This is a genomic window from Mycolicibacterium phocaicum, from assembly GCF_010731115.1.
In the GTDB taxonomy this organism is placed as follows: Bacteria; Actinomycetota; Actinomycetes; order Mycobacteriales; family Mycobacteriaceae; genus Mycobacterium; species Mycobacterium phocaicum.
In genome coordinates, this window is the sequence record NZ_AP022616.1 from 164,063 (window position 1) to 179,266 (window position 15,204).

General features: G+C 68.8%; 15 protein-coding genes. 12 read left to right on the forward strand and 3 right to left on the reverse strand.

What is annotated here, in order from left to right:
* The first annotated feature begins 162 nt into the window (after positions 1-162).
* From ctaD to G6N46_RS00820, 3 genes are all read left to right on the forward strand, one after another.
* Positions 163-1,860: an aa3-type cytochrome oxidase subunit I gene (ctaD, locus tag G6N46_RS00810; RefSeq protein WP_061004131.1), complete on the forward strand. Its 1,698-nt coding sequence runs from the start codon at positions 163-165 to the stop codon at positions 1,858-1,860.
* Positions 1,861-1,935: 75 nt separating this feature from the next.
* Positions 1,936-3,159, forward strand: a complete 1,224-nt coding sequence (gene serB / locus G6N46_RS00815; RefSeq protein WP_110767291.1) for a phosphoserine phosphatase SerB — start codon at positions 1,936-1,938, stop codon at positions 3,157-3,159.
* Between the two features lie 93 nt (positions 3,160-3,252).
* Positions 3,253-3,564, forward strand: coding sequence for a hypothetical protein (locus G6N46_RS00820; RefSeq protein ID WP_020103125.1), 312 nt, complete (start codon positions 3,253-3,255; stop codon positions 3,562-3,564).
* A 28-nt stretch (positions 3,565-3,592) separates the two neighbouring features.
* Here the strand turns inward: G6N46_RS00820 and yczR are convergent, their stop codons facing one another.
* Positions 3,593-5,041, reverse strand: coding sequence for a MocR-like transcription factor YczR (gene yczR / locus G6N46_RS00825; protein ID WP_138249802.1), 1,449 nt, complete (start codon positions 5,039-5,041; stop codon positions 3,593-3,595).
* On the opposite strand from yczR, the gene G6N46_RS00830 reads away from it, so the two are divergent.
* The 8 genes from G6N46_RS00830 (at position 5,014) to G6N46_RS00865 (ending at position 11,446) form a co-directional block, all read left to right on the forward strand.
* A complete protein-coding gene (locus tag G6N46_RS00830) occupies positions 5,014-5,247 on the forward strand; it encodes a hypothetical protein (protein WP_163692507.1) in 234 nt (77 codons plus the stop codon). The genes yczR and G6N46_RS00830 overlap by 28 nt on opposite strands.
* Before the next feature lie 77 nt (positions 5,248-5,324).
* On the forward strand, positions 5,325-5,978 hold the full coding sequence (yczE, locus tag G6N46_RS00835) for a membrane protein YczE (RefSeq protein WP_407665181.1): 654 nt from the start codon (positions 5,325-5,327) through the stop codon (positions 5,976-5,978).
* Complete coding sequence (locus G6N46_RS00840; RefSeq protein ID WP_133427197.1) at positions 5,975-6,805, forward strand: ABC transporter ATP-binding protein; 831 nt, start codon at positions 5,975-5,977, stop codon at positions 6,803-6,805. Before yczE ends, G6N46_RS00840 begins: the two co-directional genes overlap by 4 nt.
* The gene (locus tag G6N46_RS00845; protein ID WP_138249801.1) at positions 6,802-7,629 is read left to right on the forward strand and encodes an NUDIX hydrolase; all 828 of its coding nucleotides are present in this window, start codon (positions 6,802-6,804) and stop codon (positions 7,627-7,629) included. Before G6N46_RS00840 ends, G6N46_RS00845 begins: the two co-directional genes overlap by 4 nt.
* Positions 7,629-8,279, forward strand: coding sequence for an enoyl-CoA hydratase (locus G6N46_RS00850; RefSeq protein WP_138249800.1), 651 nt, complete (start codon positions 7,629-7,631; stop codon positions 8,277-8,279). Before G6N46_RS00845 ends, G6N46_RS00850 begins: the two co-directional genes overlap by 1 nt.
* Positions 8,280-8,349: 70 nt before the next feature.
* Positions 8,350-9,387 (forward strand): class I SAM-dependent methyltransferase, encoded by a 1,038-nt coding sequence (locus tag G6N46_RS00855; protein ID WP_061001295.1) that lies wholly within the window; start codon positions 8,350-8,352, stop codon positions 9,385-9,387.
* A 48-nt stretch (positions 9,388-9,435) separates the two neighbouring features.
* Positions 9,436-10,647, forward strand: coding sequence for a THUMP-like domain-containing protein (locus tag G6N46_RS00860; protein ID WP_138249799.1), 1,212 nt, complete (start codon positions 9,436-9,438; stop codon positions 10,645-10,647).
* A 103-nt stretch (positions 10,648-10,750) separates the two neighbouring features.
* Entirely contained in the window at positions 10,751-11,446 is a 696-nt protein-coding gene (locus tag G6N46_RS00865; protein ID WP_138249798.1) for an esterase, read from the forward strand.
* A 55-nt stretch (positions 11,447-11,501) separates the two neighbouring features.
* Here G6N46_RS00865 and G6N46_RS00870 read toward each other — a convergent pair whose 3' ends face one another.
* Complete coding sequence (locus G6N46_RS00870) at positions 11,502-12,797, reverse strand: outer membrane protein assembly factor BamB (RefSeq protein ID WP_138249797.1); 1,296 nt, start codon at positions 12,795-12,797, stop codon at positions 11,502-11,504.
* A gap of 64 nt (positions 12,798-12,861) precedes the next feature.
* Here G6N46_RS00870 and G6N46_RS00875 point away from each other — a divergent pair, with 64 nt between their 5' ends.
* On the forward strand, positions 12,862-13,599 hold the full coding sequence (locus G6N46_RS00875) for an acyltransferase (RefSeq protein ID WP_061007020.1): 738 nt from the start codon (positions 12,862-12,864) through the stop codon (positions 13,597-13,599).
* 1 nt (position 13,600) lies between these two features.
* Here the strand turns inward: G6N46_RS00875 and G6N46_RS00880 are convergent, their stop codons facing one another.
* Entirely contained in the window at positions 13,601-15,112 is a 1,512-nt protein-coding gene (locus G6N46_RS00880) for a multicopper oxidase family protein (RefSeq protein ID WP_138249796.1), read from the reverse strand.
* Between the last annotated feature and the right edge of the window lie 92 nt (positions 15,113-15,204).

Below are 15,204 nucleotides of genomic sequence, written 5' to 3' on the forward strand. Positions count from 1 at the left end.
CGGGCGCGGACGCCACGCCGGTGCCGACGGCTGGTCCAGCCAATTACGACAGTTTGTAGGACCCTCGCCGCAAGGCTGTGCGATGGGGGATAAGATCACCGGCAGACAACATGGGATGCCCCGTGTGCTCGAACTATTCGCCCGGAACATTTGGAGGATCTGTTGGTAGCCGAAGCGCCCCCAATCGGAGAACTCGAGGCTCGTCGCCCGTTCCCGGAGCGTATGGGCCCCAAGGGCAACCTGATCTACAAGCTGGTGACCACCACCGATCACAAGCTGATCGGCATCATGTACTGCGTCGTCTGCTTCGTGTTCTTCTTCATCGGTGGCCTGATGGCGCTGTTCATGCGCACCGAGCTGGCCATGCCGGGACTGCAGTTCCTGAGCAACGAGCAGTTCAACCAGCTGTTCACCATGCACGGCACCGTGATGCTGCTGTTCTACGCCACCCCGATCGTGTTCGGCTTCGCGAACCTGGTGCTGCCGCTGCAGATCGGCGCTCCGGACGTCGCGTTCCCGCGGCTGAACGCCTTCTCGTTCTGGCTGTTCCTGTTCGGCGCCATGATCGCCATCGCCGGCTTCATCACCCCCGGTGGTGCCGCTGACTTCGGCTGGACCGCCTACTCGCCGCTGACCGACGCGATCCACTCGCCCGGCGCCGGTGGCGACCTGTGGATCGTCGGCCTGGCCGTCGGTGGTCTGGGCACCATCCTGGGTGCCGTCAACATGGTCACCACCGTGGTCTGCATGCGCTGCCCGGGTATGACGATGTTCCGCATGCCGATCTTCACCTGGAACATCCTGGTGACCTCGATCCTGGTGCTGCTGGCCTTCCCGCTGCTGACCGCCGCGCTGTTCGGCCTGGCCGCCGACCGCCACCTGGGCGCCCACATCTACGACCCCGCCAACGGTGGCGTCCTGCTGTGGCAGCACCTGTTCTGGTTCTTCGGCCACCCCGAGGTGTACATCATCGCGCTGCCGTTCTTCGGCATCGTCTCGGAGATCTTCCCGGTGTTCAGCCGCAAGCCGATCTTCGGTTACACCACCCTGATCTACGCGACGCTCGGTATCGCCGCGCTGTCGGTCGCGGTGTGGGCGCACCACATGTACGCCACCGGCGCTGTCCTGCTGCCGTTCTTCTCGTTCATGACGTTCCTGATCGCGGTCCCGACCGGTATCAAGTTCTTCAACTGGATCGGCACCATGTGGAAGGGGCAGTTGACCTTCGAGACGCCCATGCTGTTCTCGGTGGGCTTCCTGATCACCTTCCTCCTCGGTGGCCTGTCGGGCGTGCTGCTGGCCAGCCCGCCGCTGGACTTCCACGTGACGGACAGCTACTTCGTCATCGCGCACTTCCACTACGTGCTCTTCGGCACCATCGTGTTCGCCACCTACGCGGGCATCTACTTCTGGTTCCCGAAGATGACGGGCCGGCTGCTCGACGAGCGCCTGGGCAAGCTGCACTTCTGGCTGACCTTCATCGGCTTCCACACCACCTTCCTGGTCCAGCACTGGGTCGGTGACGAGGGCATGCCGCGTCGTTACGCCGACTACTTGCCCACCGACGGCTTCACCACGCTGAACGTGATCTCGACCATCGGTGCCTTCATCCTGGGCCTGTCCACGCTGCCGTTCGTGTGGAACGTGTTCAAGAGCTGGCGTTACGGCGAGCCCGTCGTGGTCGACGACCCGTGGGGTTACGGCAACTCGCTGGAGTGGGCCACCAGCTGCCCACCGCCGCGGCACAACTTCACCGAGCTGCCCCGGATCCGTTCGGAGCGCCCGGCGTTCGAGCTGCACTACCCGCACATGGTCGAGCGGATGCGCGCCGAAGCGCACATCGGTCGATCGCACCACTAGGAATCAGCCGACCCGCCCGCGCCTAAGGCGCGGGCGGTTCTGCGTTAGGGGACTTGACAGATGACGCAGGCAGGAATGCCAAACGGATCAGTGCTCATCACCGTCACCGGTCTCGACCAGCCGGGCGTGACGTCGACGCTGTTCGGCGTGCTGTCGCGGCACAACGTCGAGCTGCTGAACGTCGAGCAGGTGGTCATCCGTGGCCGCCTGACACTCGGCGTGCTGGTTGCGGTACCGGCGGAGGTGGCCGGCGAGGTGCTGCGGGCCGACGTGCAACAGGCCATCGGCGAGCTGGGACTCGATGTCGCGATCGACAGCAGTGACGATCAGCCCGTCCTGACCGAACCGTCGACCCACACCATCGTCGTGCTGGGCCGGCCCATCACCGCCGAGGCGTTCACGGTCGTCGCCCGCGAGGTTGCCGCGCTGGGGGTCAACATCGACTTCATCCGCGGCGTCTCCGACTATCCGGTGACGGGGCTGGAGCTGCGGGTGTCGGTGCCGCCGGTGGGCGGGGCGTACACCCAGCTGCAGACCGCGCTGGCTCGCGTCGCCGTCGACGAGGGCGTCGACATCGCGCTCGAGGACTACAGCCTGGCTCGGCGGGCCAAGCGGCTCATCGTGTTCGACGTCGACTCGACGCTGATCCAGGGCGAGGTCATCGAGATGCTGGCGGCGCGCGCCGGCGCCGAGGCCAAGGTCGCGGCCATCACCGAAGCCGCCATGCGCGGCGAACTGGACTTCGAGGAGTCGCTGCGCGAACGCGTGGCCACGCTCGCCGGCCTGCCGGCCGAGGTGGTCGACGAGGTCGCCGACCAGATCGAGCTGACCCCGGGGGCCCGGACCACGCTGCGCACGCTGCGCCGGCTGGGCTACCACTGCGGTGTGGTGTCCGGCGGGTTCCGTCAGGTGATCGAGCCGCTGGCCGAGGAACTGATGCTCGACTTCGTCGCGGCCAACCACCTCGAGATCGTCGACGGCAAGCTGACCGGCCGGGTGACCGGCCCGATCGTCGACCGACCGGGCAAGGCCAAGGCGCTGCGCGATTTCGCCAACCAGGCGGGTGTGCCCATGGAGCAGACCGTCGCGGTGGGCGATGGCGCCAACGACATCGACATGTTGTCGGCGGCCGGCCTCGGCGTCGCGTTCAACGCCAAGCCGGCGCTGCGGGCCGTTGCCGACGCGTCGCTGAACCACCCGTATCTGGACACCGTGCTGTTCATCCTGGGCATCACGCGTGGCGAGATCGAGGCCGCCGACGCCGTCGACGGTGTGGTGCGGCGGGTCGATATTCCGTAGGGATTTCTGGCGAGGGCACACCGGGGCCGCTGTCGCGTTACAGTGGTGACTATTGATATTGATTTGCTGCGTAGGCGTGTGGGAGATGGTGACATGAAGCGTGCGGTTCTGGTTGGTGTGAGTGCTGTCGCGTTGGTCGCCGGCCCCTTGTCGGTCGTCTCGGTGACGGCCGCCGCGCCGGCCTACGCGTGCCCCTGGGGGACCGTGCCCAGCCACTTCGAAGGCGTGTGCGTCAAGGGCACGGCGAATGGCAGTGGCCCGCAGGCGGTGCCGCCGCAGACGTCCAACAGTGGGACGGGCGCACAGATCACCCAGTCTGTCGGCGGCCTGCAGACGGTCAACGGCATTCCCTGCACGCCCGAGCACATCGGCACCTGCATCGGCCTGATCCAGAGCCAGCAGTAAGTTTCGCCGCAGAACCCCGCAGAACCCCTCAGACGACGAGGGCGTGCGCGTCCGGCGTACCGGCGCCGGTGACGCTGCGCCAGGCCTGAGCCAACACCGCTACCGACTGGTGCAGGCGCTCCTCGGGCTGGGTGAACGGCACCCGGATGAAGCGCTCCAACGTGCCATCCACCCCGAATCGCGGACCCGCGGGGATGACGAGCCCCATCCGGGACGCCGCCGCGGACAGCGCTGAACTCATGGGTGCGGGCAGCCGCATCCACATCGACATACCGCCGTGGCACGGGCTGGCCGTCCAGTCCGGAAGTTGTTCCTGCAGAAGCGAACTCACCAGCTCGCGCCGGGCGCGCAGCATGTCGCGACGGGCCGGCAGGACGGTGTCGGCCTGCCGGAGCAGGTCGGCCGAGGCGAGTTGTTCGACGATCGCGGTGCCCAGGTCGATGGTCGGCCGCACCGCGGCGATGGCGGCCAGGGTGGACCGTTCGGCGCGAATCCAGCCGACCCGCAGGCCACCCCAGAACGACTTCGACATCGAGCCGACGGTGATCATGAGGTCGCGACGGCTCTCCAGATAGGAGGCCAGCGGCGGCAGTGGCTCGTCCAGCCAGATGTCGCAGATGGTCTCGTCGATGATGGTCCGGGTCCGGGTCTCGGAGATGATCCGCGCGAGGCGCTCGCGTCCCGCGGCCGGCAGGCTCAGCCCGGTCGGGTTGTGGTTGTCGACGATCAGATAGGCCAGGGTGGGGGCCAGTTGCCGCATGGCGGCCTGCACGGCATCCAGTTCCCAGCCGTCTTCTGCCATGCTGACGGGCACCGGGCGGGCGCCGGACGCCGCGATGAGCGAGATGGCGCCGTGGTACGTCGGCTGCTCGATCAGTACGCGGTCGCCCGGGCGGGCGTAGGTGGCCAGCACGAGGTTGATCGCGTGCAGGGCCCCGGTGGTCACCATGATCTCGTCAGGATCGGTGGGAAGCCCTCTGGCGCAATATCTTTCGGCGATGGCCTGGCGCAGCTCGGCGACGCCGGTGAGTTCGATGCCGAGGTCGTGCAGATGCGGCGCGACGCGCTGCGCCGCGCGCGCGAACGCCTCGAGGGTGGCGGCTGCCGGCGCCGAGGGTGCGGCGTCGGCCAGGCTCAGCGTGCCGGTTCTGACGATGGGCGCCGGACTGGCCGTGAGCGCGGTGGGCGGCAGGGCCGTGGTGCTGCGTGCGCCGCGGCGGGCGTTGAGGTAGCCGTCCTCGCGCAGTTGCGCATAGGCCGCCGTGACCGTCGTGCGGGAGACGCGCAGGGCATCGGCCAGCGCGCGCTCGCTGGGATACCGGGCGCCGACGGGAAGCCGGCCGTCGACGATGAGCAGGCGGATGGCGTCGGCCAGGCCCAGGTAGGCGGGGCCGCTGAGGCTGGAGGTGCGCCAGTTGCCCAATTCGCGTGCCAGAAGGACTTCGTCAAGTGATCTGGCTGACATCTCGATCGACATTGAAGCCAGTATCGACCAACTGGCTATTGAATGGCAAGCCAGTTGGCCGGAAAACTGGTGCCATGCGTACGAACTGGCTATCAAAACTGGCTGAGAAGCGCGTCCGGTCGCGGCGCGACAACAGGGCCGATGTCCGTGATCTCGACGCGGCTCGGGTGCGCCACGAACTGGATGCCATCCGTGCCCGCTTCCAGGACCACCGGTGAGGGCTGGCGTCGGCGTGAAGACCACGGCCGTCCGCACGGCGCTGCTGTTGGCGGGTCTGTGCGGCTACGGCCTGTCGATGGCGCTGTTCGTGCGGGCCGGCCTGGGCCTGGACCCGTGGGACGTCTTCCACCAGGGGCTGGCCAAGCACACCGGCCTGACCATCGGCGGCGCCACGGCGCTCGTCGGCGTCGTCGTGCTGCTCGGGTGGATTCCGCTGCGCACCCGCCCGGGCGTCGGCACCGTCGCGAACGTCATCGTCATCTCCGTCACCGTCGATGCGGCCCTGCTGGTGCTGCCGCAGCCGGCGACGCTGCCGGTGCGCACCGCGATGATGGTCGGCGCCGTCGTGCTCAACGCCGTCAGCACGGTGATGTACATCGGTGCCGGGATGGGGCCGGGGCCACGCGACGGACTGATGACCGGGCTGGTGGCCCGGACCGGCTGGTCGGTGCGGCTGGTCCGCACCGGCATCGAGGTGACGGTGCTGGCCACCGGCTGGCTGCTGGGCGGCACCGTCGGCGTCGGAACCGTCGTGTACGCCTTGGGGATTGGGCCGCTGGTGCAACTGGTGCTGCGGTGCACCCCGACCCGGTGGCTGGCGGCCAGCGGATGGGCGCACGTGGTGGGGGACCGGGCAGCTGAACCGGCCGTGGCTACGATGAGCGAGTGCCCGGCGCCCTCAACGACCACCTCGGGAAGCCAGATGCCCAGCCCGACTCCGACCATTTGATCGACTCCGCCGATGGCGACCTGCTGATCGAATTCTCCGGCGTCACGCTGCGCCGCGGCGGTGCCACCCTGGTCGGCCCCATCGATTGGGCGGTGGAACTCGATGAGCGTTGGGTCGTCCTCGGCCCCAACGGCGCGGGCAAGACGTCGCTGCTGCGGATGGCGGCCGCCGTCGAGCATCCGTCGTCGGGCACGGCGTTCGTCCTCGGCGAGCGGCTGGGCCGGACCGACATGTCCGAGCTGCGGTCGCGCATAGGGCTCAGCAGTTCGGCGCTGTCGCAGCGGATACCGGACGACGAAGTCGTGCGGGACCTGGTGGTCTCGGCCGGTTACGCGGTGCTGGGCCGGTGGCGCGAGCAGTACGACGACGTCGACTACAACCGCGCGCTGGACACCCTGGAGAGCATCGGCGCCGAACACCTCGCCGACCGCCGCTACGGCACGCTGTCCGAGGGTGAGCGCAAGCGGGTGCTGATCGCCCGGTCGCTCATGACCGATCCGGAACTCTTGCTGCTCGACGAGCCGGCGGCCGGACTGGACCTCGGCGGGCGCGAAGAACTCGTGGCCCGGCTGGCTGATCTGGCCGCCGACGCCGACGCGCCGGCCACGGTGCTGGTCACCCACCACGTCGAGGAAATCCCGGAGGGCTTCACGCACTGCCTGCTGCTCTCCGAGGGGCAGACAGTCGCCGCCGGGCTGTTGCCCGATGTGCTGACGTCCGAGAATCTCTCCCAGGCCTTCGGTCAGTCGATCGCCCTGGAGTACATCGACGGGCGGTACTTCGCCCGTCGTACCCGCAGTCGCGCGGCGCACAGGAGGCGTATATGACCGAACTCGACCCCTTGCATCCCAGGCCGGCCGCGACCGTGATGCTGGTGCGCGACGGCGCGCCGGGCATCGAGGTCTTCCTGATGCGCCGCACCATGTCGATGGCCTTCGCCGGCGGCATGACGGTGTTCCCCGGTGGCGGTGTGGACGAGCGCGACTATGACCTGTTTGTCGCCTCCGGCGACGGTGACGCAGATATCGCCTGGACCGGACCCGACCGCACCTGGTGGGCCGAGAAGTTCCGCGTGGACCCGGTGCTGGCCGGCGCGCTGGTGTGCGCCGCCGCCCGCGAGACGTTCGAGGAGTCCGGTGTGCTGTTCGCCGGGCCGGCCGACGATCCCGACGGCATCGTGTCCGACGCGACCGTCTACCACGAGTCCCGGACCGCGCTGGAAAGCCGGGAGCTGTCGTTCGGCGAATTCCTGGCCCGCGAGAAGCTCGTGCTGCGTGCGGACCTGCTGTGGCCGTGGGCCAACTGGATCACGCCCAAAGAGGAACGCACCCGCCGCTACGACACCTTCTTCTTCGTCGGCGCGCTGCCGGCCGGCCAACGGGCCGACGGCAACAACACCGAGAGCGACCACGTCGCCTGGCGGACGCCCACGGCAGCGCTGGAGGAGTTCGCGCAGGGGCATTCGTTCCTGCTGCCGCCCACGTGGACGCAACTGAGCTCGCTGGACGGTCGTACGGTCCCGGAATTGATGAAGGACGAGCGCACCATCGAACCGATCGAGCCGGTCCTCACCATGGGTGAGGGCACCTGGGACATCGAGTTCTTCGACGCCGAGCGGTACAAGGCGGCACGCGGCGGCAGGGCGCAGTGATGGACATCGGCGAATACGTCCAGATCCACGTCACCGACGGTGTCGGCACCCTGCTGCTGGCCAGGCCACCGCGCAATGCGCTGACCCGCCAGATGTGCCGGGAGATCGCCGCGGCGGCCGAAGAGCTGGGCCAGCGGTCCGACGTCACCGCCGTCATCGTGCACGGCGGTCACGAGGTGTTCTGCACCGGCGACGACGACCACGAGACCAGCACTCTCGACGCGGCGGAAGCGCGCGTCGCTGGTGCCGTCTGCCGCGCCGCCGTCGACGCCGTGGCGGCCATTCCGCGGCCCACCGTGGCGGCCGTGACGGGTTACGCGCTCGGTAGCGGCCTGACGCTGGCGCTGGCCGCCGACTGGCGGATCAGCGGCGACAACGTCAAGGTCGGGTCGACCGAGATCCTGTCGGGGCGGGCGCCGGCCGAGGGCGCGGCGGCGCGGTTGGCCGCGGCCGTCGGCGACAGCCGCGCCAAGGACCTGGTGTTCAGCGGCCGGTTCGCCGGCGCCGAGGAAGCGGTTTCCCTCGGTCTGATCGACCAACTCGTGGCGCCTGACCACGTCTACGACGAGGCGCAGAAATGGGCGCGCAGGTTTCTGGACTCGTCTCCCGAGGCGCTGGCCACAGCAAAGGCGGCGTTCGCGGTTCGCTGAACCGGTGCTCAGCGGGTGAACAGAAGTGTGGATGTGAACTCCCGGTGACCGGGCAGTTAGGCTGACCTGCATGACGAGTACCGACCAGACGTCCGAGGTCGCCGCAGCCGACGCTGCCGCCAAGGTATCCGACGTAGTTGAGCAGGCTGTTGATCAGGCGCCCAACCCGCACGCGACCGCCGAGCAGGTCGAGGCGGCCCGCCACGACACCAAGCTGGCGCAGGTCCTGTACCACGACTGGGAAGCCGAGAGCTACGACGACAAGTGGTCGATCTCGTACGACCAGCGGTGCATCGACTACGCCCGCGGTCGCTTCGACGCCATCGTCCCCGACGAGGTCCAGCGTGAGCTGCCGTATGACCGGGCGCTCGAGCTCGGCTGTGGCACCGGCTTCTTCCTGCTGAACCTGATCCAGGCCGGCGTCGCCCGCCGCGGCTCCGTCACCGACCTGTCCCCGGGCATGGTCAAGGTGGCCACCCGCAACGGCAAGGCCCTCGGTCTGGACATCGACGGCCGCGTCGCCGACGCCGAGGGAATCCCCTACGAGGACAACACCTTCGACCTGGTCGTCGGCCACGCGGTGCTGCACCACATTCCCGACGTGGAGCTGTCGCTGCGCGAGGTCGTCCGCGTACTCAAGCCGGGCGGCCGGTTCATCTTCGCCGGCGAGCCCACCACGGTCGGTAACTTCTACGCCCGTCGCCTCGCCGACCTGACCTGGAAGACCACCGTCGCGGCCATGAAGCTGCCCGGGCTGGAGTCCTGGCGCCGGCCGCAGGAGGAGCTCGACGAGAACTCCCGCGCCGCGGCGCTGGAGTGGATCGTCGACTTGCACACCTTCGATCCCGCCGACCTGGAGCGCATGGCCACCAACGCCGGTGCGGTCGAAGTCGCCACGGCCAGTGAGGAATTCACCGCAGCCATGCTGGGCTGGCCGGTGCGTACCTTCGAGTCGACGGTGCCCCCGGGCAAGCTCGGCTTCAAGTGGGCCAAGTTCGCCTTCGGTGGCTGGACCACGCTGAGCTGGTTCGACGCCAACGTGTGGCGCCGCGTCGTGCCCAAGGGCTGGTTCTACAACGTGATGATCACCGGGGTCAAGCCGTCCTGACGGTGTCCGCGATGGACCTGACGGACCAGACGCCCCTGACGCTCTGACGTGAGCGGCTATGCCTTCACGCTCGACGATGTCGCCTACCTGACCGGACCGGGTCAGGAGGCGCTCGCCGAGGTGGCCGCCCGGCCTCTGGCCGATGCCCATCGGGTGTCCGACATCGCTTGGGCGCGTTCGCGTTTCGGTGACCGCGCAGCGGTGCTGGTCGAGACTGTGCTGTTGCGTCGCCGGGCCGTCGCCAAACTGGCCGAGCTGGGCGATGTCACCGGCTGGCTGTTCACCGACGAGGCGCTGCAGCAGGCCACCGCCGGGGCCGTCGCCGTTCATCGGGCGCGGCGGTTGTCCGGCCGCGTCGTGCACGATGCGACGTGCTCTGTCGGGACAGAACTTGCCGCCCTGGGCAATTCGGGCGGCGGCGACTCGGCGCCCCTGCTCGTCGGCAGCGACCTCGACAGCGTCCGGCTGGCCATGGCGCGCCACAACGTGGGTGCCCGCGCGCTGCTGTGTCGCGCCGACGCGCTCCGCCCGATCACGCGGGACACGGTGGTGGTCGTCGACCCGGCCCGGCGCAGTTCGGGGCGCCGCAAGTTCGATCCCCGTGATTACGCCCCGCCATTGGACGAGCTGCTCGCGGTCTACCGGGACCGCGACCTGGTGGTGAAATGCGCTCCCGGCGTCGATTTCGGCCGGCTGTCGGAGCTCGGATTCCGCGGCGAGGTGCAGATCACATCGCTGGCCGGCAGCGTCCGGGAGGCCTGCCTGTGGTCACCGGGGCTGGCCCCGGCAGGGGTCACGCGCCGGGCCACGGTGCTCGACAAGACCGGCCGGGTGGCAGAGGAATTCACCGATGCCGACCCCGAGGACTGCCCCTCCGGGCCTGCGGGGCGGTGGATCGTCGACCCCGACGGTGCGGTGGTACGGGCCGGCCTGGTGCGGCACTATGCGGCGCGGTACGGCCTGTGGCAGCTGGACCCCGCGATCGCGTACCTGTCGGGTGACGAGTTGCCGAGCGGTACAAGGGGTTTCGAGGTCGTCGAGCAGATCGCCTACAACGAGAAGCGGCTCCGGCAGGCGTTGTCCGCGCACGGGGCGTCGGCCGTCGAAATTCTGGTGCGCGGGGTCGACGTCGACCCGGATGCGTTGCGCGCCAGGCTGAAGCTGCAACGCTCGGGGGCTCGGCTCTCCGTGGTGATCACGCGCATCGGCGCGGGGGCCGCCGCCCGGCCGACGGCCTTCATTTGCCGGCCGTCGCGCTGAGATCACCTGGTCGCAGTTCATGCTCGGGACCGGTAGGGCCGACAGGTACGCTGGAACCGGCGGCGATGTGCCGCCATTCATTCATCCCTGGAGGATTCACCAGATGCGCCTTCCCGCACTCGCCGCAGTGATCGCTGCAACAGGGGCGGTCGGCTGGCTCGGCATGCCTCTTGCGGCCGCGACCCCGGCGAAATGCCCCGAGCTGGGCGGTGTCGTCGACGGCTCGCGGATGTGTCAGATTCGCGACACCACCCGCGGCTACGCGCTCAACATCAGCTTCCCCATCGACTACCCGGATCAGCAGGCGGTGGTCGACTACATCACGCAGACCCGTGACGGGTACGTCAACGTCGCGAAGATGCCTGGGCCGCACGAGACCTCGTACGAGCTGGACACCAGCGCGACGCAGTACACAGCGGCGATCCCACCGCGCAACACCCAGTCGGTGGTCTTCAAGACGTTCCAGGACGTCGGTGGGGCGCATCCGCAGACCTTCTACAAGACGTTCACGTGGGACCTGGTCCAGCGCAGGCCGATCACCATCGAGAACCTGTTCGCACCTGGCGCACAACCATTTCCGGTGATCCTGCCGATGGTTCAGGGTGAACTGATCCGCCAGTCCGCGCAGCCGGTGCTGATGCCGCCCGCGGCCGGGCTGGACCCGGAGACCTACCAGAACTTCGCGATCACCAACGACTCGCTGATCTTCTTCTTCAGCCAGGGGCAGGTGCTACCGGAATCCGCCGGCGCGGTGCAGGTGACAGTGCCGCGAGCCCCGATCGAGGCGATGCTGGCCTAGCGATTCGTGCACGATTTTCCGCGCGGGCCGCGGAAAATCGTGCACAAATCCCTGATCAGGCTGGGGCGAACGCGTAGACCTGGCCGTCGCTCGTCGCGGTGACGACGCGTTTGTCGTGCCCGACGGAGACCCCGACAGGCCAGCCCGTGGCGCCCGGCAGCGGATAGCTGTTCACGGTGTGGCCGTCGGCGGGGGAGAACACCACCAATGCCTGACCGGCCTGACCGTCGCGAACCACGACGTACCCGACGTCGGTGCCGGCGCGTGTGGACGTCGTCAGCGGCTCGATGTCGGTGCGCGTCCACGCCACCTCGCCCTTGTCGCCCTTGTCATTGACCGCGGTGAGCTTGGTCTGCGGCCCACCGCCGGCGACCACCAGGCCGTCCGGCGTCACCGACGGCGGCGTCTGCGGCTGGAAGCCCAGGTTGACCGACCACTTGGCCTTGCCGTCGGCGGAGTTCACCGCCCAGAGGTGCTGGTCGCGGCCGTTGACGTAGACGGTCTTGCCGTCGGCGGACAGCACCGGGCTGGCGATGGGGCCGCCCCCGACCGCGGTGCTGCTCCATTCGCGGGTCAGCAGCGGCGTCTGGCCCTCGTGGTAGCGCAGCCCGACGAGGGTGGGGGCATCGGCGCCCGGCTGCCACAGGCCCAGCACCACCATGTTGGTGTCGGGGGAGTACGCGGGCGCCGCAGAGATGGGGCAGGCCGCCTTGGCGGGCTGGCAGTCGGCCAGGCCGCGCGCCGAGTCGGCGGGGTCGACGCCGCTGACGAGGTCCAGCGGGGCGCCGATGGTCTGGCCGCGGTGCGCGTCGAAAACCAGCACCTGGCCCAGATGCGTCACCACGAGGAGCTGACCGGGCGACAGGATGCGCGGCGTCGTCGGCATCCCGATGACGGGCTGACGCCAGCGGATCCACTGCGTCGGCGGGAACGACATGATCGCGCCGGGCTGGCCGACGTACATGTTGTCGAAGCCGTCGAACAGGGGACTGGACATGCCGCCGCCCTGCCACAGCCGGGTGCACCACCGCTGGCGGCCATGCTGGTCGCTTTCCCACACCATCAGCGAGCAACCATTGGCCGACTGCGCGTTGATGGCCAGAAAGCTGCCCGAGCCGAGGATCACCTGCGCGCCGATATTGCCCTTGGCCGAGCGGGCCCAGTCCTGCTTCAGGCTGCTCGCCCCGGCCAGCGCGGTGTAGCTGCTGTTGGCGGCGTCGCCATACTGCGCCGGCCAGCCGTCCGAGGGGTGTGCCTTGACCCAGGAGTCGGTGTTGCCGCACCCGGCGACGGTCAGGGTGACCGCGGCAACAGCAATGACGGCGAGGCGGCGGATTCGGTGTGCAGGCATCGAGTCCCGAGACTAGCCCGAGACCGGCGAATGTCCGATTTCGCCTCGCGTAGGCTTTCCGGCCATGACGACGATGTGGGGCGCACCGATTCACAAGCGATGGCGAGGTTCGCGGCTGCGCGATCCGCGGCAGGCGCGCTTCCTCACCCGTGAGTCGCTGAAGTGGGTGCTCGACAACAAGGCCTACACGCCCTGGTACCTGGTGCGGTACTTCCGGCTGCTCAAGTTCAAGCTGGCCAACCCGCACATCATCACGCGGGGCATGGTGTTCCTCGGTAAGGGCGTGGAGATCCAGTGCACGCCCGAGCTGGCGCAGATGGAGATCGGCCGCTGGGTGCACATCGGCGACAAGAACACCATCCGCTGCCACGAAGGCTCCCTGCGGTTCGGTGACAAGGTGGTGCTGGGACGCGACAACGTCATCAACACCTACCTGGACATCGAGATCGGTGAGTCGGCGCTCATGGCCGACTGGTGCTACGTCTGCGACTTCGACCACAAGATGGACAGCATGGAGCTGCCGATCAAGGACCAGGGCATCATCAAGGGCCCGGTGCGGATCGGCCCGGACACCTGGGTCGCCGCCAAGGTGACCATCCTGCGCAACACCAGCATCGGCCGCGGCTGCGTGCTCGGTGCCCACGCGGTGGTCAAGGGCGAGATTCCGGACTTCTCCATCGCGGTCGGCGCGCCGGCCAAGGTGGTCAAGAACCGCAAGCTGGACTGGGAGACCTCGGCCGCCGAGCGTGAGGAACTCGCCCGGGCGCTGGCCGACATCGAGCGGAAGAAGAGCTCCCGATAACTCAGCTCGTGTAGTCGAGCGTCGTCATCATGCCTGCCTCCTGGTGATAGGCGTTGTGGCAGTGCATCATCCAGTCGCCGGGGTTGTCGGCGACGAGAGCGACGGTCAGCTTCTGCTTGGGCAGCACGATCAGCGTGTCCTTGCGCGGGCCGCGCCGACCGTCGCTTTGCAGCACCTGGAATGTGTGCCCGTGCAGGTGCATGGGGTGCCACATGGTCGTCGAGTTCGTGAAGGTCACCGTGGCGCGCTGCCCCTCGCGCACCGTCAGGACCTGGCGGTTGTCGAACCCGCGTCCGTTGATGCCCCAGTCGTACTTCATCATCGAGCCCGTGAGTTCCGCGGCCAGCGTGACGTCCGGGGTGATGGGTCCGAGGTCGACGGCCGAGGCGGCCGTGAAGTCGGCGACGGTGCCGACGCGGCGCGTCAGTTCCGCGGGACGGAACGCGGCGTCGGGCGCGGTGCCGGCGCCGGTGGCGAGCAGGGCGCGGGCGGCGCTGTCCTTGCCTTCGGCGACCGCCACCAACGGGAAGACGCCGGCGCCCGCGGTGACGGTGACGTCATAGCGCTCGCCCATGCCCAGCAGCAGCGCGTCCACCTCCACCGGGTCGACGGGGAAGCCGTCGGTGTGCGTGACGGTCATCCGGTGCCCGGCCAGCGCCACCCGGAAGGCGGTGTCGGCGCCGGCGTTGATGATGCGCAGCCGGATGCGCTGGCCGGGTTTGGCGTCGAAAACCGTTGGTGCGGAGGAAATCCGGCCGTTGGCGAGGAAGTGGGGGTACTTGACGTCGCCGGCGTCGCCACCGAGCAGTGTGCTCGTCGCCATCCCTGACATACCGGGCATGTCGCCCATGCCGCTCATATCGTGGCCGCCGCCCATGTGCCCCATGCCGGCCATGGCGCGCAGGCCGTCGTAGATCTGCTGGGGTGACTTGCCCGCTCCCGAGGTCCAATCATCAAGGACCACAATCCATTCCGCGTCGTAGCGGCCGCGGTCCGCGGGGTCGTCGATGATGACCGGCAGGTACAGTCCGTAGTCCGCGTCGAGGCCGGTGTGCGGGTGTGCCCAGTAGGTGCCGGCGTGCGGGACGGAGAAGGCGTAGGTGAAGTCGTTGCCGGGCTTGATGTTCGGCGTCGCGGGTGCCGCGCCGTCCATGTCGTTGCGCAGGGCGATGCCGTGCCAGTGCACGGAGGTGTCGTGGTCGAGCCCATTGGACACACGGACCGACAGTTCGTCGCCCACCGAAGCGCGGATCAGCGGGCCCGGCACCTGGTCGCCGTACGCGAGCGTCTGCACGGCGACCCCGCCGAGGTCGACGGTGGCCGGCTGCGGGCGCAGCGCCACCGAGACGGTGCGCCCGCTGTGTGGACGGGCGGCCTCGGCCGCGGCGATGGCCTTCTGGTCGACGCCGCCGGCCGCGGCGGGTGGCGGCGTCTTGCCGCACGCGGCGACGCCGGCCAGCGCGGACGCGCCCGTGACGGCAGAGGCGATCAGGAAACTACGGCGAGTGAACACCCTGCCGTTTGTACCCCCGGGGGGTATCTACGTCAAGAGTCGAAAGTCTGCGAGCAGACAGAGAACTGTCCCTTTTCCAGGGAAAAGGGACA

Excerpts from the sequence above, each read along its gene's own strand:
- serB (WP_110767291.1), top strand. The coding sequence starts at position 1,936 with ATGCCAAACGGATCAGTGCTCATCACCGTCACCGGTCTCGACCAGCCG.
- G6N46_RS00820 (WP_020103125.1), top strand. The coding sequence starts at position 3,253 with ATGAAGCGTGCGGTTCTGGTTGGTGTGAGTGCTGTCGCGTTGGTCGCC.
- yczR (WP_138249802.1), bottom strand. The coding sequence starts at position 5,041 with ATGTCGATCGAGATGTCAGCCAGATCACTTGACGAAGTCCTTCTGGCA.
- yczE (WP_407665181.1), top strand. The coding sequence starts at position 5,325 with ATGGCGCTGTTCGTGCGGGCCGGCCTGGGCCTGGACCCGTGGGACGTC.
- G6N46_RS00845 (WP_138249801.1), top strand. The coding sequence starts at position 6,802 with ATGACCGAACTCGACCCCTTGCATCCCAGGCCGGCCGCGACCGTGATG.
- G6N46_RS00850 (WP_138249800.1), top strand. The coding sequence starts at position 7,629 with ATGGACATCGGCGAATACGTCCAGATCCACGTCACCGACGGTGTCGGC.
- G6N46_RS00855 (WP_061001295.1), top strand. The coding sequence starts at position 8,350 with ATGACGAGTACCGACCAGACGTCCGAGGTCGCCGCAGCCGACGCTGCC.
- G6N46_RS00865 (WP_138249798.1), top strand. The coding sequence starts at position 10,751 with ATGCGCCTTCCCGCACTCGCCGCAGTGATCGCTGCAACAGGGGCGGTC.
- G6N46_RS00870 (WP_138249797.1), bottom strand. The coding sequence starts at position 12,797 with ATGCCTGCACACCGAATCCGCCGCCTCGCCGTCATTGCTGTTGCCGCG.
- G6N46_RS00875 (WP_061007020.1), top strand. The coding sequence starts at position 12,862 with ATGACGACGATGTGGGGCGCACCGATTCACAAGCGATGGCGAGGTTCG.